The organism is Sphingobium aquiterrae, assembly GCF_037154135.1.
GTDB lineage: Bacteria > Pseudomonadota > Alphaproteobacteria > Sphingomonadales > Sphingomonadaceae > Sphingobium > Sphingobium aquiterrae.
Genome location: NZ_JBANFL010000014.1, coordinates 97,126 through 113,072, shown reverse-complemented (window position 1 = coordinate 113,072; position 15,947 = coordinate 97,126). Strand labels below are relative to the sequence as shown.

General features: G+C 66.1%; 15 protein-coding genes. 8 read left to right on the top strand and 7 right to left on the bottom strand.

Annotated elements, in window-relative coordinates; genetic code table 11:
• Positions 1-207: 207 nt before the first annotated feature.
• From rfbD to rfbC, 3 genes are read right to left on the bottom strand one after another with little or no spacing between them, the layout of a single operon-like run.
• Complete coding sequence (gene rfbD / locus WFP78_RS15790; RefSeq protein ID WP_336964339.1) at positions 208-1,104, bottom strand: dTDP-4-dehydrorhamnose reductase; 897 nt, start codon at positions 1,102-1,104, stop codon at positions 208-210.
• 2 nt (positions 1,105-1,106) lie between these two features.
• Positions 1,107-2,162, bottom strand: a complete 1,056-nt coding sequence (rfbB, locus tag WFP78_RS15785) for a dTDP-glucose 4,6-dehydratase (protein WP_336964336.1) — start codon at positions 2,160-2,162, stop codon at positions 1,107-1,109.
• Between the two features lie 14 nt (positions 2,163-2,176).
• Entirely contained in the window at positions 2,177-2,740 is a 564-nt protein-coding gene (gene rfbC, locus WFP78_RS15780) for a dTDP-4-dehydrorhamnose 3,5-epimerase (protein WP_336964333.1), read from the bottom strand.
• A 244-nt stretch (positions 2,741-2,984) separates the two neighbouring features.
• On the opposite strand from rfbC, the gene WFP78_RS15775 reads away from it, so the two are divergent.
• Entirely contained in the window at positions 2,985-3,791 is an 807-nt protein-coding gene (locus tag WFP78_RS15775) for a class I mannose-6-phosphate isomerase (protein WP_336964328.1), read from the top strand.
• 206 nt (positions 3,792-3,997) lie between these two features.
• Here WFP78_RS15775 and WFP78_RS15770 read toward each other — a convergent pair whose 3' ends face one another.
• Complete coding sequence (locus WFP78_RS15770; RefSeq protein ID WP_336964325.1) at positions 3,998-5,434, bottom strand: aldehyde dehydrogenase family protein; 1,437 nt, start codon at positions 5,432-5,434, stop codon at positions 3,998-4,000.
• Positions 5,435-5,551: 117 nt separating this feature from the next.
• Between WFP78_RS15770 and WFP78_RS15765 the strand changes: the two genes are divergently transcribed.
• The 7 genes from WFP78_RS15765 (at position 5,552) to WFP78_RS15735 (ending at position 13,160) form a co-directional block, all read left to right on the top strand.
• Positions 5,552-7,429, top strand: a complete 1,878-nt coding sequence (locus WFP78_RS15765; RefSeq protein WP_336964322.1) for an ABC-F family ATP-binding cassette domain-containing protein — start codon at positions 5,552-5,554, stop codon at positions 7,427-7,429.
• Between the two features lie 61 nt (positions 7,430-7,490).
• Positions 7,491-8,135 carry a phosphoribosylanthranilate isomerase gene (locus tag WFP78_RS15760; protein ID WP_336964319.1) on the top strand — a complete coding sequence of 215 codons (645 nt, stop codon included), beginning with the start codon at positions 7,491-7,493 and terminating at the stop codon, positions 8,133-8,135.
• A gap of 102 nt (positions 8,136-8,237) precedes the next feature.
• Positions 8,238-9,479: a tryptophan synthase subunit beta gene (gene trpB / locus WFP78_RS15755; RefSeq protein WP_336964317.1), complete on the top strand. Its 1,242-nt coding sequence runs from the start codon at positions 8,238-8,240 to the stop codon at positions 9,477-9,479.
• Entirely contained in the window at positions 9,476-10,288 is an 813-nt protein-coding gene (trpA, locus tag WFP78_RS15750) for a tryptophan synthase subunit alpha (RefSeq protein ID WP_336964314.1), read from the top strand. Before trpB ends, trpA begins: the two co-directional genes overlap by 4 nt.
• Entirely contained in the window at positions 10,285-11,139 is an 855-nt protein-coding gene (gene accD / locus WFP78_RS15745) for an acetyl-CoA carboxylase, carboxyltransferase subunit beta (protein WP_336964312.1), read from the top strand. The genes trpA and accD overlap by 4 nt, the downstream gene beginning before the upstream one ends.
• Positions 11,140-11,255: 116 nt before the next feature.
• A complete protein-coding gene (locus WFP78_RS15740) occupies positions 11,256-12,617 on the top strand; it encodes a bifunctional folylpolyglutamate synthase/dihydrofolate synthase (protein ID WP_336964309.1) in 1,362 nt (453 codons plus the stop codon).
• A 72-nt stretch (positions 12,618-12,689) separates the two neighbouring features.
• Complete coding sequence (locus tag WFP78_RS15735) at positions 12,690-13,160, top strand: DUF6628 family protein (protein WP_336964306.1); 471 nt, start codon at positions 12,690-12,692, stop codon at positions 13,158-13,160.
• 12 nt (positions 13,161-13,172) lie between these two features.
• On the opposite strand, the gene WFP78_RS15730 is transcribed toward WFP78_RS15735, so the two are convergent.
• From WFP78_RS15730 to WFP78_RS15720, 3 genes are all read right to left on the bottom strand, one after another.
• Complete coding sequence (locus tag WFP78_RS15730; protein WP_336964304.1) at positions 13,173-13,922, bottom strand: tetratricopeptide repeat protein; 750 nt, start codon at positions 13,920-13,922, stop codon at positions 13,173-13,175.
• Positions 13,919-15,235 (bottom strand): AmpG family muropeptide MFS transporter, encoded by a 1,317-nt coding sequence (locus WFP78_RS15725; protein WP_336964302.1) that lies wholly within the window; start codon positions 15,233-15,235, stop codon positions 13,919-13,921. Before WFP78_RS15725 ends, WFP78_RS15730 begins: the two co-directional genes overlap by 4 nt.
• A 90-nt stretch (positions 15,236-15,325) precedes the next feature.
• Positions 15,326-15,787, bottom strand: coding sequence for a response regulator (locus tag WFP78_RS15720; RefSeq protein ID WP_336964299.1), 462 nt, complete (start codon positions 15,785-15,787; stop codon positions 15,326-15,328).
• Positions 15,788-15,947 lie beyond the last annotated feature (160 nt).

The window sequence follows — 15,947 nt, the reverse complement described above, 5'->3', positions numbered from 1 at the left end:
GCGAGGTTAACGCAAATCACCGCAGCGAAAGCCACGGCGATTGCGTATTACATCACTATTGCAACAATTTAACGGACGACCTGCCGTTGCCCGACGGCATCGGCACTGCGATGGCCGACAGGACATTCGCGACAGTTGGAGTCCATGCCGGGGCGCACCCCGGAGCCATGCCACGCGTTGCGCCCCGCCACCGATATGCCGCGCCGATCAGGCCGGTGCGTCTTCCTTGCGCAGCAGCCGGTCCACCACTTGCCGCGTGGACAGGCGCCAGTCCGGCAAGGTCACGCCATAAAGGCGGGTGAGCTTTGCCCCGCTCAGGCGGGAATTGGCCGGACGCTTGGCCGGTGTCGGGAAATCCGCCGTGGTGATCCGGTTGACGCTCACCTGCTTGCCCTCGGCCTCGGCAAGGCCGGCAAAGATCGTCTCGGCAAAATCGGCCCATGTCCCCTCGCCCGAACCCGTCAGGTGGAACACGCCGCGCAGCGCCGGATCGACGTCATTCACCATCCGCCACGCGACGGCGATCACCGCGTCGGCGATATCCAGGGCGCTGGTCGGCGTGCCCTGCTGATCGGCGACGACGCCCACCGCGTCGCGCGTTTCCGCAAGGCGCAGCATGGTCTTGACGAAATTCGCGCCGAAGGGCGAATAGACCCAGCAAGTGCGCAGGATCGCATGATTGGGCGTCGCCGCCCCGACGGCCGCCTCCCCCGCAAGCTTGGAGGCGCCATAGACGCCGGCGGGATCGACCGGGTCCTCCTCGACATAGGCGCCATTCTTGTCGCCGCGAAAGACATAGTCGGTCGACAGATGGATGATCGGCACGCCCAGCCTGGCAGCCGCGGCGGCCACAGCCGCCGCCCCGTCCCGATTGACGGCGAAGGCCGCATCCGGCTCGCTTTCCGCCTTGTCGACGGCGGTATAGGCCGCCGAGGACACGATCACGTCGGGCGCGGCCTCCGCCAGTGCCGCCTCCACCGATGCCGGGTCCGCAAGGTCAAGCTCCGGACGACCGACCGCGATCACCTCGACGCCGGCGGCGGGGCCGCGTTCCAGCAGCGCGGTCACGACCTGGCCGACCTTGCCCGTCACAGCGATCCGCATGGTCACGCCTTTGCCAGCACGCCAAGCCGCTCGCCGGAATAGACGCCGTCGCGCAACGGCTCCCACCACCAGCGGTTTTCCAGATACCACTGGACGGTCAGCTTGATGCCGCTGTCGAAATTGACCTGCGCCTTCCAGCCCAGCTCATCCTCCAGCCGCGTCGCGTCGATCGCATAGCGCGCGTCATGGCCCGGCCGGTCCGTGACCATGGTGATCAGTTCTTCATGCGGATGGTTCTTCGGCGCCAGCTCGTCCATGATGCGACAGATGGTCTTCACCACGTCGATATTGCGACGCTCGTTGCGGCCGCCGACATTATATTTCTCGCCCAGCTGCCCCTTCGATGCGATCAGGTGCAGCGCGCGGGCATGATCCTCGACATAGAGCCAGTCACGCACGTTGAGCCCCGCGCCATAGATCGGCAGCGGTTTGCCATCCAGCGCGTTCAGGATCACCAGTGGGATCAGCTTTTCGGGGAAGTGATAGGGCCCGTAATTGTTCGAGCAGTTGGAGACGACCACCGGCAGGCCATAGGTGCGGTGCCAGGCGACGGCCAGATGGTCGCTCGCCGCCTTCGACGCGGAATAGGGCGAGGACGGATCATAGGGCGTCGTTTCCTCGAACAGCCCCTCGTCGCCCAGCGAGCCATAGACCTCGTCGGTCGAGACATGGAGGAAGCGGAATGCCTCCTTCCGGTCGGCGGGCAGGTCGTTCCAATAGGCGCGCGCCGCCTCCAGCAGGGTGAAGGTGCCCACGACATTGGTCTGGATGAAGTCGGCCGCGCCGGTGATCGAGCGGTCGACATGGCTTTCCGCCGCCAAATGCATGATCCGGTCGGGCTGGAAATCCTCGATTGCCCTGGTCATCGCCTCCCGATCGCAGATATCCGCCTGCAGGAAGCGATAATGGGGCTGATCCTCGATCAGGCTCAGCGAGGCGAGGTTGCCGGCATAGGTCAGCTTGTCGATGTTGAGGACGTCCGCCCCCACGTCGCTCACCAGATGGCGCACAAGGGCCGAGCCGATGAAGCCAGCGCCGCCAGTTACGATAATCCGCATGTTCACCTCTTATCTCAGGCCGAATAGACAAAATGGGCCGGCATTTCCGCCAGGCCGGGCAGCTTCACATCCTTGTCGGAAAGCGTGACATCGACCGGATCGACCGGCCAGACGACGCCGATATCGGGATCGTTCCAGATCAGGCCGGCGTCGTTATCGGGGCTGTAGGGCGCCGTCACCTTGTAGAGGATGACGGTATCGGGCTTCAGCGTCGCAAAGCCATGCGCGAAGCCGGGCGGCACCCACAGCTGCTCGCCATTTTCCGGCGTCAGCTCGAAACCGACCCATTTGCCGAAGGTCGGCGAGCCATGGCGGATATCCACCGCGACGTCGAACAACGCACCGGCAAGGCAGCGCACCAGCTTGCCCTGGGCGAAGGGATCGGTCTGGAAATGCAGGCCGCGGATCGTGCCGACCTTGGCCGACAGGGACTGATTGTCCTGGATGAAGCCGACATCCGAAACAGTCTCGCGGAACCACTGCTCTTTGAAGACTTCGGAAAAATAACCGCGATCGTCGCCAAATCGCCGGGGGGTGATGCGTACAACATCGGGTATTTCGGTCTGCTCGATGTTCACAGCTGGGTTCCATCCCTCTTCTACAAGCGTTTCGTGCATCAGGCGACGCACAAGGCACGTTACGGCGCAAGGCTCCGGGCGATTCAAGACGCTGGCGAATCACGGATTCTTATGCTGCACTGCACACAGCCTAGAGTAACCTTTCCCCTCTTTCCATGCAGAAGCTTTTCATGCCCCGTTTCGGAGCGATTATGCGCCAGATGGACCTCGCATCGGCTTCTGTCAGCCTGTAGAGCCCTTTGTCATGACCGCGATCAGACTCGACACCAAACTGGTTGAAAAACCTTGGGGAAGAACCGGCATCCCGTCCGTCTTCCCGCCGACGGACGGCCGGAAGATCGGCGAAATCTGGTTCGACGGGCCGCAGGGGCGCCACCCGCCCTTGCTGGTCAAATATATCTTCACCAGCGAGAATCTGTCCATCCAGGTGCACCCGGACGACGCGGAAGCGGCGCAGCGCGGGTTGCAGGGCGGCAAATCGGAATGCTGGTATATCCTCGATGCGGAGCCCGATGCGCGGCTGGGCATCGGTACGCTTGCACCGCTGGACGGCGACATGCTGCGGGCGTCCGCGCTCGACGGATCGATCGAGGCGAAGATGGACTGGAAGCGGGTTGCGCCCGGCGCCTTCTTCTACATTCCCGCCGGCACGGTGCATGCCATCGGCGCGGGCGTGACTCTGGTCGAAGTGCAGCAGAACAACGACGTGACCTATCGCCTCTACGATTATGGCCGGCCGCGCGAACTGCATCTGGACGATGGCGTGGCGGTCAGCAAGGCGGAGCCCTATGCGCTGCCCGAGCGCACCATCCCCCTGGGCAGCGAGGAACGGCTGGTCGATGGCGTCGGCAAGCCCTTCACGCTCGACATGATGGCATGGGATGCCGGGCAGCAGGTGACGATAGAGGCGGGCCAGAGCTGGTTCATCCCGCTGAGCGGCACGGGCCTGATCGACGGACAGCCCTGGTCGGGCAGCGAATGCTGGCTGATCGACGGCGCGGCGACGCTGGCGATCAGCACGCCGACACAGGCACTGGTCGCCAGGATTTAGGACACGGCGCTGCCGATCAAGACAGTGGGTCGACGTTCATAGGGTGCGGAAAATGGCGGCGACCCATGAGAAAAGGGCTGCGACAAGGGGTTCGTATGATCGCAATGAAGGTCATGCCATCGGCAGGTCGTCACCCTGAACTTGGTTCAGGGGCATTCCTAGGTTCCTGCCTTCGCAGGAACACAAAAAACGAGATACAAAACCACCTATGACAGGGGCAGCCCCGTCACCGCCTTGCGCTCCATAAATTCCTCAAGCCCGTAGCGCCCGAATTCGCGGCCATTGCCCGAGCGCTTGTAGCCGCCGAAGGGCGCCAGCGTCTCCATGCCCGCCTTGTTCACATAGACCGCGCCCGCGCGCAGGCGGCGCACGATGGCGGCGGCCTCCTGCGGGTCGCCGGCGACATAGGCGGCAAGGCCATAGGGCGTGTCATTGGCGATCCGCACGGCATCGTCCAGATCGGCATAGGGGATCATGGTGAGCACCGGACCGAAGATTTCCTCCCGCGCGATCTCCATATCGTTGTCCGCACCGGCGAACAGCGTCGGACGGACATAATAGCCCTGGTCGAGCCCGTCGGGCCGCCCGGGGCCGCCGGTCATCAGCGTCGCGCCGGCCTTGATCCCGCTTTCGATCAGCCCCTGAATCCTGTGCCACTGGCCGGCATTGACGACCGGGCCGATATGGCGGCCGGGCGAGGCTGGATCGCCGACCTGCGCCGCCGCCATCAGCGCCGCTGCCTGCTGGGCGGCGGCATCATGGTCCGGCGCATGAACGAGCAGCCGGGTCGGCGCGATGCAGCTTTGCCCGCTATTGGAGAGGATGCGGCCCACGACATTGCGCATGGCCTCGGCCAGCGGCGCGCCCGGCAGCACGATGAAGGGCGACTTCCCGCCCAGCTCCTGCGCCACGCGCTTCACACTGTCGGCCGCCGCCTTCGCCACGGCGATGCCGGCCCGCGTCGATCCGGTGAAGCTCACCATGTCGATATCGGGATGGGCGGCCAGCGCCGCGCCCACGGTCGGACCGTCGCCCTGCACCAGGTTGAACACGCCCGGCGGCACCCCGGCGGCATCCATCGCCTCGGCAAAGATCGCAGCGCAAGCGGGGCTTTCCTCCGAAGGCTTGAGGATCATCGTGCAGCCGGCGGCCAGCGCATAGGCAACCTTCACCGTGATCTGGTTGATCGGCCAGTTCCAGGGCGTGATCATGGCGACGACGCCCATCGGCTCCTGTAGCACCAGCGCCTGGCCCAGCCGTTCCTCGACATCGAACGTCTCCAGCACCGCGCGCGCGGCGAGCAGATGGCCGAGCCCCGATTGCACCTGCGCGGTGCGGGCGAAATCGATCGGCGCGCCCATTTCCGTCGAGATCGCCTGCGCAATCTCCGGCATTCGCGCCTTATATTCGGCAATGATCCGGTCGAGCAGCGCCAGCCGATCCTCACGGCTAGCGCCGGAGAATCCCTCAAAGGCCCGGCGCGCCGCAGCCACCGCGCGATCCACATCGGCCGCGGTGCCCAGCGTGATGTTGGTGCAGGGCGCCTGCGTCGCGGGGTCGATCACCTGATGCGGCGTGCCGCCATCGCTGTCGACCCATGCGCCGTCGATATAATGCTGGGTATAGGACACGGTGATCGTCATGAGCGGGCTCCTGTTGGGTGCCAAAGATGGCGACGCCGGGCGCATGGTCAACCGCCATGAACGCGATTGCTGCATTTCCCGTTACGCTCGCCCGCAGATGATGCTATCGGCGCGCCTATGCTGAACCTGAATGCTGTCACCGTCCGCCTTGGCGGACGCGTCATCCTTGATCGTGCGACTGTCGCCCTGCCCCCGCGCAGCCGTGTGGGCCTGATCGGCCGCAATGGCGCGGGCAAGTCCACGCTGATGAAGGCGATGATCGGCCTGATCGACCCGGATGACGGCTCCGTCGACATGCCGCGCGGCACGAAGTTGGGCTATATCGCGCAGGAAGCGCCCTCCGGCACCGCGACGCCGTTCGAGACGGTGCTGGCGGCGGACAAGGAGCGCGAGGCGCTGACCGCCGAAAGCGAGACCTGCGAAGATCCCGACCGGCTGGGCGAGATCCACGAGCGGCTGAACGCCATCGACGCCTATACCGCCCCGGCCCGCGCCGCCCGCATCCTCGTCGGCCTCGGCTTTGACGAGGAGATGCAGGGGCGTCCGCTGGACAGCTATTCGGGCGGGTGGAAGATGCGCGTGGCGCTGGCCGCGCTGCTCTTTTCGCAACCTGACCTGCTGCTGCTGGACGAGCCTTCCAACCATCTCGACCTGGAAGCGACGCTGTGGCTGGAAAATTTCCTCAAAAGCTATCGCGCGACCGTGGTCGTCATCAGCCATGAGCGCGACCTTTTGAACAATGTGGTCGACCATATCCTGCATCTGGAACAGGGCAAGGTGATGCTCTACCCCGGCGGCTATGACGCGTTCGAGCGGCAGCGGGCCGAGCGGCTGGCGCAGCAGGAGGCGCAGCGCACCAAGCAGCAGGCCGAGCGCGAGAAGCTGCAGGACTATATCGCCCGCAACTCCGCCCGCGCCAGCACCGCCAAGCAAGCGCAATCGCGCGCCAAGGCGCTCGCCCGGATGCAGCCCATCGCCGCCGCGATGGAAGACCCCACCCTCGCCTTCACCTTCCCCAATCCGGCCGAGCTGCGCCCGCCGCTGATCACGCTGGACATGGCAGCGGTGGGCTATGACGAAACGCCGATCCTGCGCCGGCTCAACATGCGGATCGACCCGGACGACCGCGTCGCGCTGCTCGGCCGCAACGGCAATGGCAAGACGACCCTCGCCCGCCTGATCGCCGCGCAGCTGCCCGCGATGGAAGGCGGCATGACGACGTCGAACAAGATGACGGTCGGCTATTTCACCCAATATCAGGTGGAGGAACTGGACGTCACGGATTCGCCGCTCGACCATATGACCCGCCAGATGAAGGGCGCGACGCCGGGCGCGGTGCGCGCGCAGCTTGGCCGTTTCGGTTTTTCGGGCGACCGGGCGATCCAGAAGGTCGGCAGCCTTTCGGGCGGCGAGCGCGCGCGGCTGGCACTGGCCCTCATCACCCGCGATGCGCCCAGCCTGCTGATCCTGGACGAACCGACCAACCATCTCGACGTCGACAGCCGCGAAGCGCTGGTGCAGGCGCTCAACGCCTATACCGGCGCGGTCGTGGTGGTCAGCCATGACCGGCACATGATCGAGCTGGTCGCCGACCGGCTGATGCTGGTCGATGGCGGCACGGCCAGGGAATTTTCCGGCTCGATGGAGGATTATACCGACTTCGTGCTGGGCCGCAGCAGCAATGGTTCGGGTTCGGGCGGCGATGCGCCCAAGGCCGACCGCAAGGCGGAAAAGCGCGCCGCCGCCGAAGCGCGCGAAAAGGCCAAGGCCCTGCGCGATGCCGTGACCAAGGCAGAAAAGGCGATGACCGCGCTGACGGCGGAACGCTCCCGCATCGACAAGGCGATGTTCGATCCTTCCTCCGCCGGGCCGGAGGAAGCGGGCAAGACCATGACCGAACTGATGCGCCGCCGCGCCGAGGTGGAATCGCGCCTGGAAGCGGCGGAGGCGACCTGGGTGGAAGCATCGGAAGCGCTCGACGTCGCCATGGCCTGACGCCCCCGGCGGAGGGCGCTCCTGCATATCCTTGACCGCGATTTGGGGCTAAAGCGCCGCCATGACCCGACTCGCCATCAAGACCTGCGGCCTTTCGACGCCCGAAACGGTGGATGCGGCCATCGGCGCCGGTGCCAGCCATGTCGGCTTCGTGTTCTTCCCGAAAAGCCCGCGCCATGTGGAGGCCGAGCGCGCCGGCGCGCTCGCGATGCGGGTGCCCGCGCATGTCGAGCGGGTGGGCGTGACGGTCGACCCCGACGACGCGCTGCTGGACACCATCGTGCGCGCCGCCGGGCTGACCGCCATCCAACTGCATGGGCAGGAGACGCCCGAACGGGTGGCCACCATCCGCCGCCGCCTCGGCATTCCGGTGTGGAAAGCGATTGCGGTCAAGACCCGCCCGGATCTGGACGCGGGCGCCGCCTATGTGGGCGCGGCCGACCTGCTGCTTTACGACGCGAAGACGCCCAAGGGCGCGGACCTGCCCGGCGGCATGGGCCTGCGCTTCGACTGGACATTGCTGCGCGACTTCCGGCCACCCATGCCCTGGGGCCTTTCGGGAGGGCTCGATCCCGCCAATGTGGCGCAGGCGATCACCGTCACCGGCGCGCCGCTGGTCGATGTCTCGTCCGGCATCGAAAGCGCGCCGGGCATCAAGGATGTGGACAAGATCGCCGCCTTCTGCAATGCGGCTTCGCTATGGTAACGCCGCCCGCCACAGTCGCACGCATCGGGAAACGATGGCGCTGAACGCTTCTCTTTTGATCGAAGCGACCGGACCAACATGCCCAAAGAGATTGAAGCGACCATGACCGATACTGTCACCTTGCCCAACAGCCTGCGCACCCAACCCGACGCGCGCGGCCATTTCGGCCCGTTCGGCGGCCGCTATGTCGCCGAAACGCTGATGCCCCTGATCCTTGAGCTGGAAAAGGAATATCGCGCCGCCCGGCAGGACCCGGCCTTCGACGCCGAATTCCAGTTTCTGCTGAAATATTATGTCGGCCGCCCCAACCCGCTTTATTATGCCGAACGGTTGACCGATGCGCTGCGCGAAGGCGCGCCCGAAGGCAAAGGCGCGAAAATCTATCTGAAGCGCGAGGAGCTGAACCACACCGGCGCGCACAAGATCAACAACTGCATCGGCCAGATCCTGCTCGCCCGACGCATGGGCAAGGCGCGGATCATCGCGGAGACCGGCGCGGGCCAGCATGGCGTCGCCACCGCCACAGTCGCGGCGCGCTTCGGCCTGCCCTGCACCATCTTCATGGGTGCCAAGGATGTCGAGCGACAGCAGCCCAATGTGTTCCGCATGAAGCTGCTGGGCGCGGAGGTGGTGTCCGTCACCTCGGGATCGCAGACGCTCAAGGATGCGATGAACGAGGCGCTGCGCTACTGGGTGTCGAACGTCCACGACACCTTCTACATCATCGGCACCGCCGCCGGCCCGCACCCCTATCCCGAACTGGTGCGCGATTTCCAGTCGGTGATCGGCCGCGAGACGCGGGAGCAGATCATGGAGGCGGAAGGCCGCCTGCCCGACCTGCTGATCGCGCCCGTGGGCGGCGGCTCCAACGCCATCGGCATGTTCCACCCCTTCCTTGACGATCCCGACGTGGCGATGATCGGCGTCGAGGCGGCGGGCGAAGGGCTGCAGGGCAAGCATGCCGCCAGCCTCAACGGCGGCGTCTCCGGCATCCTGCACGGCAACCGCACCTATCTGCTGCAGGACGAGGACGGGCAGATCACCGAGGCCCACAGCATTTCGGCGGGGCTCGACTATCCCGGCATCGGCCCGGAACATAGCTGGCTGCACGACATCGGCCGGGTGCAATATCTGCCGATCACCGACGATGAGGCGATGGCGAGCTTCCAGAGCCTGTCGAAGCTGGAAGGCATCATCCCCGCGCTGGAAAGCGCCCATGCCGTCGCAGCCGCCGAGCAGGTCGCGCCCACCATGGATGCGGACAAGATCATCGTCGTCAATCTTTCCGGCCGGGGCGACAAGGACATCTTCACCGTCGCCAAGGCGTTGGGGGTCGAAATATGAGTGACCGTCTCTCCACCCGCTTCGCCGCCTGCCGTGCCGAAGGGCGCGCCGCGCTCATCACCTTCGTGACCGCCGGCGATCCCACGCCCGCCGACAGCGCCGCCATCCTGGACGCGCTGGTCGAAGGGGGGGCGGACATCATCGAACTGGGCATGCCCTTCACCGATCCGATGGCCGATGGCCCCGCGATCGAACTCGCCAATCTGCGCAGCCTTGGGTCGGGCACGAAGACGAAGGACATCTTCGCCATCGCTACCGCCTTTCGTGCCCGCCATCCGCAGGTGCCGCTGATCCTGATGGGCTATGCCAACCCGATGCTGGTGCGCGGGCCGGAGTGGTTTGCCGCGCAATGCGTCTCCGCCGGCGTGGACGGCGTGATCTGTGTCGACCTGCCGCCCGAGGAAGACCCCGAACTCGGCCCCGCCCTGCGCGCCGCCGCCATCCACCTGATCCGGCTGGCCACCCCCACCACGGACGCGGCACGGCTGCCCAGGGTGCTCGATGGCGCCAGCGGCTTCCTCTATCATGTCGCCGTCGCCGGCGTGACCGGCAAGCAGCAGGCCGCGCAGGCGACAATCGAGAACGCCGTCGGCAAGCTGAAGGCCGCCACCGCCCTGCCCGTCGCCGTCGGTTTCGGTGTGCGCGGGCCGGATCAGGCCGCCGCCATCAGCCGGGTGGCCGACGGCGTGGTCGTGGGCTCCGCCATTGTCGATATCGTGGGTTCGCATGGCGATGCCGCCGCGCCCTTCATCAAGGAATTCGTCGCGTCGCTGGCCCAGGCCCTCGTCGCGAAGGAGAAGGTTTCATGAGCTGGATCAACCGCGTCCGCAACGCCATCCCCTTCATCGCCAAGCGCAGCGAAGGGCCGGACAATCTGTGGCACAAATGCGCCAGCTGCGGGCAGATGGTGTTCACCAAGGAGTGGGAAGACAATCTCTCCGTCTGCCCGAAATGCGATCATCATGGCCGCATCGGGCCGAAGGCGCGCTTCGAACAGCTGCTGGATGAAGGCTTCGCCATCCTGCCCACGCCGCAGGTCAGGGAAGACCCGCTGCGCTTCCGCGACTCCAAGAAATATACCGACCGCATCAAGGCCGCGCGCAGCGCCACCGGCGAGACGGATGCCTTGATCAACGCACGCGGCACCATCGACGGCGCGCGCGCCGTGCTGGGCGTGCAGGATTTCGCCTATATGGGCGGCTCCATGGGCATGGGCGTGGGCGCGGCCTTCATCCAGGGCGTGGAAGCGGCGATCGCCGACAGGGCACCCTATGTCATCCTGACCGCCGCCGGCGGCGCGCGCATGCAGGAAGGCATTTTGAGCCTGATGCAGATGCCCCGGGCCACCGTGGCGATCCAGAAGCTGCATGCCGCCGGCTTGCCCTATATCGTCATCCTCACCGATCCCACCACCGGCGGCGTGACCGCCAGCTATGCGATGCTGGGCGACATCCAGATCGCCGAGCCCAATGCCCTGATCGGCTTTGCCGGCCAGCGCGTGATCGAAAGCACCATCCGCGAGAAGCTGCCCGAAGGGTTCCAGCGCGCCGAATATCTGCTGGAACATGGCATGATCGACATGGTCGTGCATCGCCATGAGCTGAAGGCGCGGCTGACGACGGTCATCGGTTATCTGATGGCGAGCCGGACGGCGGCTTAGGCGCCATGACGACGGGGGCCTTGCCAGCGGGGATGGGCCAGCGGGACAGGCCGTTCGGACGGGCCACAACGCCCCATGGCTACAAAACCGACATGAATCGGGGATAGCATAAGCCCATGGCCGATCATGCCGTTTCCACCGACGCCGCCGTCCAGGCGCAGCTCGACCGGCTGTGGTCGCTTTCGCCCGGCGCCGACATATTGGGGCTGGAGCGGATCGCCATCCTGCTCGCGCGTCTGGGCGACCCGCATCTGGCGCTGCCGCCGGTCTTCCATGTCGCGGGCACCAACGGCAAGGGATCGACCTGCGCCTTCCTGCGGGCCGCGCTGGAGGCAGACGGCCGGACGGTGCATGTCTTCACCTCCCCCCATCTGGTGCGCTTCAACGAGCGGATCAGGATCGCCGGCAAGCTGATCGAGGATGACGCGCTCGCGCTTCTGCTCGCCCGCGTGCTGGATGTGGCCGAGGATGTGAACGCCAGCTTTTTCGAGGTGACGACCGCCGCCACCTTCCTTGCCTTTGCCGAAACGCCGGCGGATGCCTGCATCGTCGAGGTCGGGCTGGGCGGCCGGCTGGACGCGACCAATGTGCTGCCCGCGCCCGCCGTCTGCGGCATTGCCCAGCTCGGCATCGACCATCAGGCTTTTCTGGGCGACACGCTGGTGCAGATCGCCGCCGAAAAGGCGGGCATCGCCAAGCCGGGCGTGCCGCTCGTCACCATGCGCTATGGCCGTGAGGCAGGCGCCGCCGTGCGCGAAACCGCCGCCCGCGCAGGCGCGCAGTGGCTGCCCATGGGATCGGGCTGGGATGCGGCGGTCTATCGCGAGCGGCTGCATTATCGCGACGCGGATGGGCGGATCGACCTGCCCCTGCCGCGCCTGCCAGGGCAGCACCAGCCGATGAACCTTGCCCTGGCCATCGCCATGCTGCGCCATCAACAGGTCATTCCGGTGCATGAAGCGGCACTGCGCGCGGCGCCGCTCTGGGCGCACTGGCCCGCGCGCCTGCAACGGATGGACAATGGCCCGCTACTCGCCCCGCTGGCCGATGCGGATGGCGTGCTGACCCGCCTTGTCTGGCTGGACGGCGGGCATAATGCGGGCGCGGGGGAGATGCTGGGCGCATTCTTCGATGCCGAACGGCTTGCCGGCCAGCGCCTTCAGCTTGTCATCGGCATGCTGGAGAACAAGGATATCGACGATTTCCTTACCCCGCTGGAGGGCAAGGTCGCGCATATCCATTGCCTGCCCGTGCCCGGCCATGCCCATCACCCGCTCGCGCGTTTCGCCCAGATCGCGGCGCGCTGGGGCATTGGCTGCACGGCATATGAACAGCCGGCGCAGGCGATCGGCGCCATTGCCATAGCCGACGGCCCGCCTTCCGACCCCGCCTCACCCGCGGGCGCGCCGGTGTTGATCTGCGGCTCGCTCTACCTTGCCGGAGAGGTGCTTCGCCTCAATAATCAGCTTCCCGACTGACTCGTTAATTATTGCGATTGACTCGCAATAGCGTGGTGCTACACCTGTCCGCACAGGTGAAGGAGCGCCGCAATGCAGAAGAGCCAGTCCCCCCGCAGTCCTACCCCGAAGAGTCCCACCCCGGACAGGATCGCCGATCAACCCGTGCCCGAAGGACAGGGCCATCGCCTGTTCCTCTTCGTCTTGCGCCGCATGGCCGCGGGTGGCGTGAATGACGCCCATGCCGCCAACGCCCTGCTCGGCAGTTTTGGCAAGAGCTATCGCCGGCCGCTGGTGCTGATGCGCGCGATGATGCTGGAAATCGCCCGCGCATCCTTCCGCAAGATCGTCGTCGCGCCCTGTTGCTGCGCGCGGATGACGGCGGACGAGGCGACGCTGATCCTGGCGACGGCGCAAGCGCTGGAGGACCTGCCCGGCGCGCATCGGCGAGTGTCCGGCCTGATGGGCGTGGACAACGCGCTCGGCGCCTTCACCTGCATCCAGGCGGTGGCGCAGAGCTTTGCCGACCTTGGCCGGCCACTGGCGATCTACGAGGCTTATTAACCGACGCGCAATTTAGCCGGCACGCAATGCGCTCAGCTGTTCGCTGGCCCAGCGATACATTTCGGCTTCCGCCGCGCGCTGGGTCCGGTCAAGCCGGCGCGCGCGCTGCTCGACCTCCTCCAATATCTGCCGCGCACGGAACCGATCGCCGCGCGCGATCAGGAAGGCCGCATAATGGCAGCGCGCCTGCTCGCCGGGAATGCGGCTCATCGCCTCCTCGAACAGCAGCCGCGCCTGCGCATCCTGCCCCAGGTCGGCAAGAATGCGCGCGCGCAGCAAATGCCGCCGATCCTCTTCGCTCGCGGCTTCGGCCGCCGGCATCCCGTCGAGCAAGGCCAGCGCCTCGCTGCTGGCACCCGTTTCGAACAATGATTGCGCGAGCCTGGCGCTGGTCGACCAGTCCTCCCCCGGCCACCGCGCCAGCCCGTCCCGATAGGCGACGATCGCCTCGCGATGCCGGCCAAGCTCCGCCAGCGCATCCCCCAGCGCGATATGATTGGCGGCAGTGTCTGCAAGCGCGACCTGATCCTGCGCGGCGCGCAGCCTGCGCTCCGGGTCGATCCTGCCGATCGCCTGGCTGCGCACGGTCCGCACATGGCGGTTGCCCCAATAGCCGGGCAGCACTTCAAGGATCAGATAGGCAAGGCAGCCCATGATCGAGAAGAGGAAGATGAACAGCATCCAGATCTGGTTGCGGCCCGTGCGAACGACATGGACCGCGCAGATGATCTGGATGCAGATCGACGCAACCAGCCAGATCATGCAGGCGCGCCCTCCTCCGTACCGGCCGTGCCGACGCTGGCGTCGATCAGGCCCGCGCGCATCATCAGCCAGAACAGCAGGATGCCCGGCACGGCGGCCGCGGTCGTCATCAGGTAGAAGTTCACATAGCCCATCGCCTCGATCAGCGCGCCCGCCGTCGTGCCGGTGACAAACCGCCCCACGATGCTGGACGCCGCCGAAATCAGCGCATATTGCGCGGCGGTAAAGCGCAGGTCGCATAGCGCGGAGAAATAGGCGATCACGGTGACGCCGCCGATGCCGCTCGCGAAATTCTCGAACCCGATGGCGCCCGCCATGCCCCAGTTGCTGTGCCCGGCCGCAGCCAGCGCGGCGAAACTGAAGTTGGAAACGGCCATGAGGATCAGGCTGACCAGCACGGATCGCTTCATCCCCATCCGCGCATACAGGATGCCGCCCACGAAAATGCCGATCAGATAGGCCCAGAAACCGATGCCGACGTCGTAGATCGCGATCTCGTCATTGCTGTAGCCAAGATCGTCGAACAGCAGGCGGAAGGTCAGGTTGGCGAGCGTGTCGCCGATCTTGTGCAGCAGGATGAACAGCAGGACGAGGCCGGCACCCTTGCGCTGGAAGAATTCCACCAGCGGCCCGGCGATGGACTGCCACAATTCGCCCATGCCTCGGCGGGTGGTCGTGTCCCGATGCCGCGGGGGCTCGCCCATGACAAGGCCGGTCAGCATCGCCGGCAGGGCAAAGGCCGCGCAGGCGAGATAGGCCGCGTGCCAGCCGATCCGCGCCGCCAGCACCAGCGCCAGCGCACCCGCCGCGACCGACCCGATGCGCCAGCCATATTGCGTCATGCCGGAACCGATGCCCATCTCCTCCGGCTTCAACAGCTCGATGCGATAGGCGTCGATCACGATGTCATAGGTCGCCCCCGCAAAGCCGACGAGGATCGCGGCATAGGCCGTCGCCATCAAGCTGTCCGAAGGGTCGATGAGGGCCAGGTTGGCCACCGCCGCCATCACCATCACACCCGCCAGCAGCAGCCAGGACACCCGCTGCCCCAGCCGGCCGAGCACCGGGATATGCACGCCGTCGACCACCCAGGCCCAGAGCGGCTTGAGGTTGTAGACGAGGAAGGCGAGCGTGAAGGCCGTCACCGCCTTCTTGTCGATACCGTCCTGCGCCAGCCGCGTGGTCAGCGTCGCGCCGATCATCGCATAGGGAAAACCGGAGGAAATCCCCAGAAAAAAGGCGGAAAGCGGACCGGGCTTCACATAGGGGACGACGGCATCCAGCCAGCTTTTCGTACCCTCACTCGTCGCCATCTACGCCCCCGTCACTCATGTCGCCCGCACCATATGCGGTGGCGCGGCGCTGGCAAGGGCGCAATGATGCGATGCGGCCATCCTCAGCCTTCAGGCCGCCGCGTCGTCGTCCAGCGCGCGTTTGAAGAGGCTCAGCCCATGCGGCATGCGGGGCAGCTTCGCGCCGCGCAATACCGCGTCGATCACCTCGATCGCGGCCAGCAGGTCGCGCTGGGCATAGGGCTTGGAGAGGCAGCCATGGGCCAGGTGCTGCGCATCCATGGGGCAGGCACCGGTGACGAACAGCACGGCGATGTCCTTTTCCTGCGCCAGCCGGGCCACGGCGATGCCGTCGCGCTGGCCTTTCTCCTGCCCGGCCAGGTTCACGTCCGCAACGACAAGGTCGATCCCGCCCTGAAGGATGACATCGCGCGCATGATCGTAGCTGTCGACCGTGTCCGCCACGCCATAACCGGCAACCGTCAGGAAATGCTCGATGTCGAAGGCGACGATCGGTTCGTCCTCCACGACGAGAATCCGCCTGATCGCCTTGCTTGCCCGTCCGAAAAACATTGCCGTTCCGCCCTGTTTGCGCCATCACCCCCAGCCAAACGCCAACAGGGCGCGCCGGGTCGCCCGCCCGCGACCAATTGCCCTGAATTATGCCACAAACGGGGTTGCTCCGTGCCATAAATCGCACGTTCGCCACGCCGATGAAAGGAAGCTGTTTCTG

Excerpts from the sequence above, each read along its gene's own strand:
- rfbD (WP_336964339.1), bottom strand. The coding sequence starts at position 1,104 with ATGCGGATCGCTGTGACGGGCAAGGTCGGCCAGGTCGTGACCGCGCTG.
- rfbB (WP_336964336.1), bottom strand. The coding sequence starts at position 2,162 with ATGCGGATTATCGTAACTGGCGGCGCTGGCTTCATCGGCTCGGCCCTT.
- WFP78_RS15775 (WP_336964328.1), top strand. The coding sequence starts at position 2,985 with ATGACCGCGATCAGACTCGACACCAAACTGGTTGAAAAACCTTGGGGA.
- WFP78_RS15770 (WP_336964325.1), bottom strand. The coding sequence starts at position 5,434 with ATGACGATCACCGTGTCCTATACCCAGCATTATATCGACGGCGCATGG.
- WFP78_RS15765 (WP_336964322.1), top strand. The coding sequence starts at position 5,552 with ATGCTGAACCTGAATGCTGTCACCGTCCGCCTTGGCGGACGCGTCATC.
- WFP78_RS15760 (WP_336964319.1), top strand. The coding sequence starts at position 7,491 with ATGACCCGACTCGCCATCAAGACCTGCGGCCTTTCGACGCCCGAAACG.
- trpB (WP_336964317.1), top strand. The coding sequence starts at position 8,238 with ATGACCGATACTGTCACCTTGCCCAACAGCCTGCGCACCCAACCCGAC.
- trpA (WP_336964314.1), top strand. The coding sequence starts at position 9,476 with ATGAGTGACCGTCTCTCCACCCGCTTCGCCGCCTGCCGTGCCGAAGGG.
- accD (WP_336964312.1), top strand. The coding sequence starts at position 10,285 with ATGAGCTGGATCAACCGCGTCCGCAACGCCATCCCCTTCATCGCCAAG.
- WFP78_RS15740 (WP_336964309.1), top strand. The coding sequence starts at position 11,256 with ATGGCCGATCATGCCGTTTCCACCGACGCCGCCGTCCAGGCGCAGCTC.
- WFP78_RS15735 (WP_336964306.1), top strand. The coding sequence starts at position 12,690 with ATGCAGAAGAGCCAGTCCCCCCGCAGTCCTACCCCGAAGAGTCCCACC.
- WFP78_RS15730 (WP_336964304.1), bottom strand. The coding sequence starts at position 13,922 with ATGATCTGGCTGGTTGCGTCGATCTGCATCCAGATCATCTGCGCGGTC.
- WFP78_RS15725 (WP_336964302.1), bottom strand. The coding sequence starts at position 15,235 with ATGGCGACGAGTGAGGGTACGAAAAGCTGGCTGGATGCCGTCGTCCCC.
- WFP78_RS15720 (WP_336964299.1), bottom strand. The coding sequence starts at position 15,787 with ATGTTTTTCGGACGGGCAAGCAAGGCGATCAGGCGGATTCTCGTCGTG.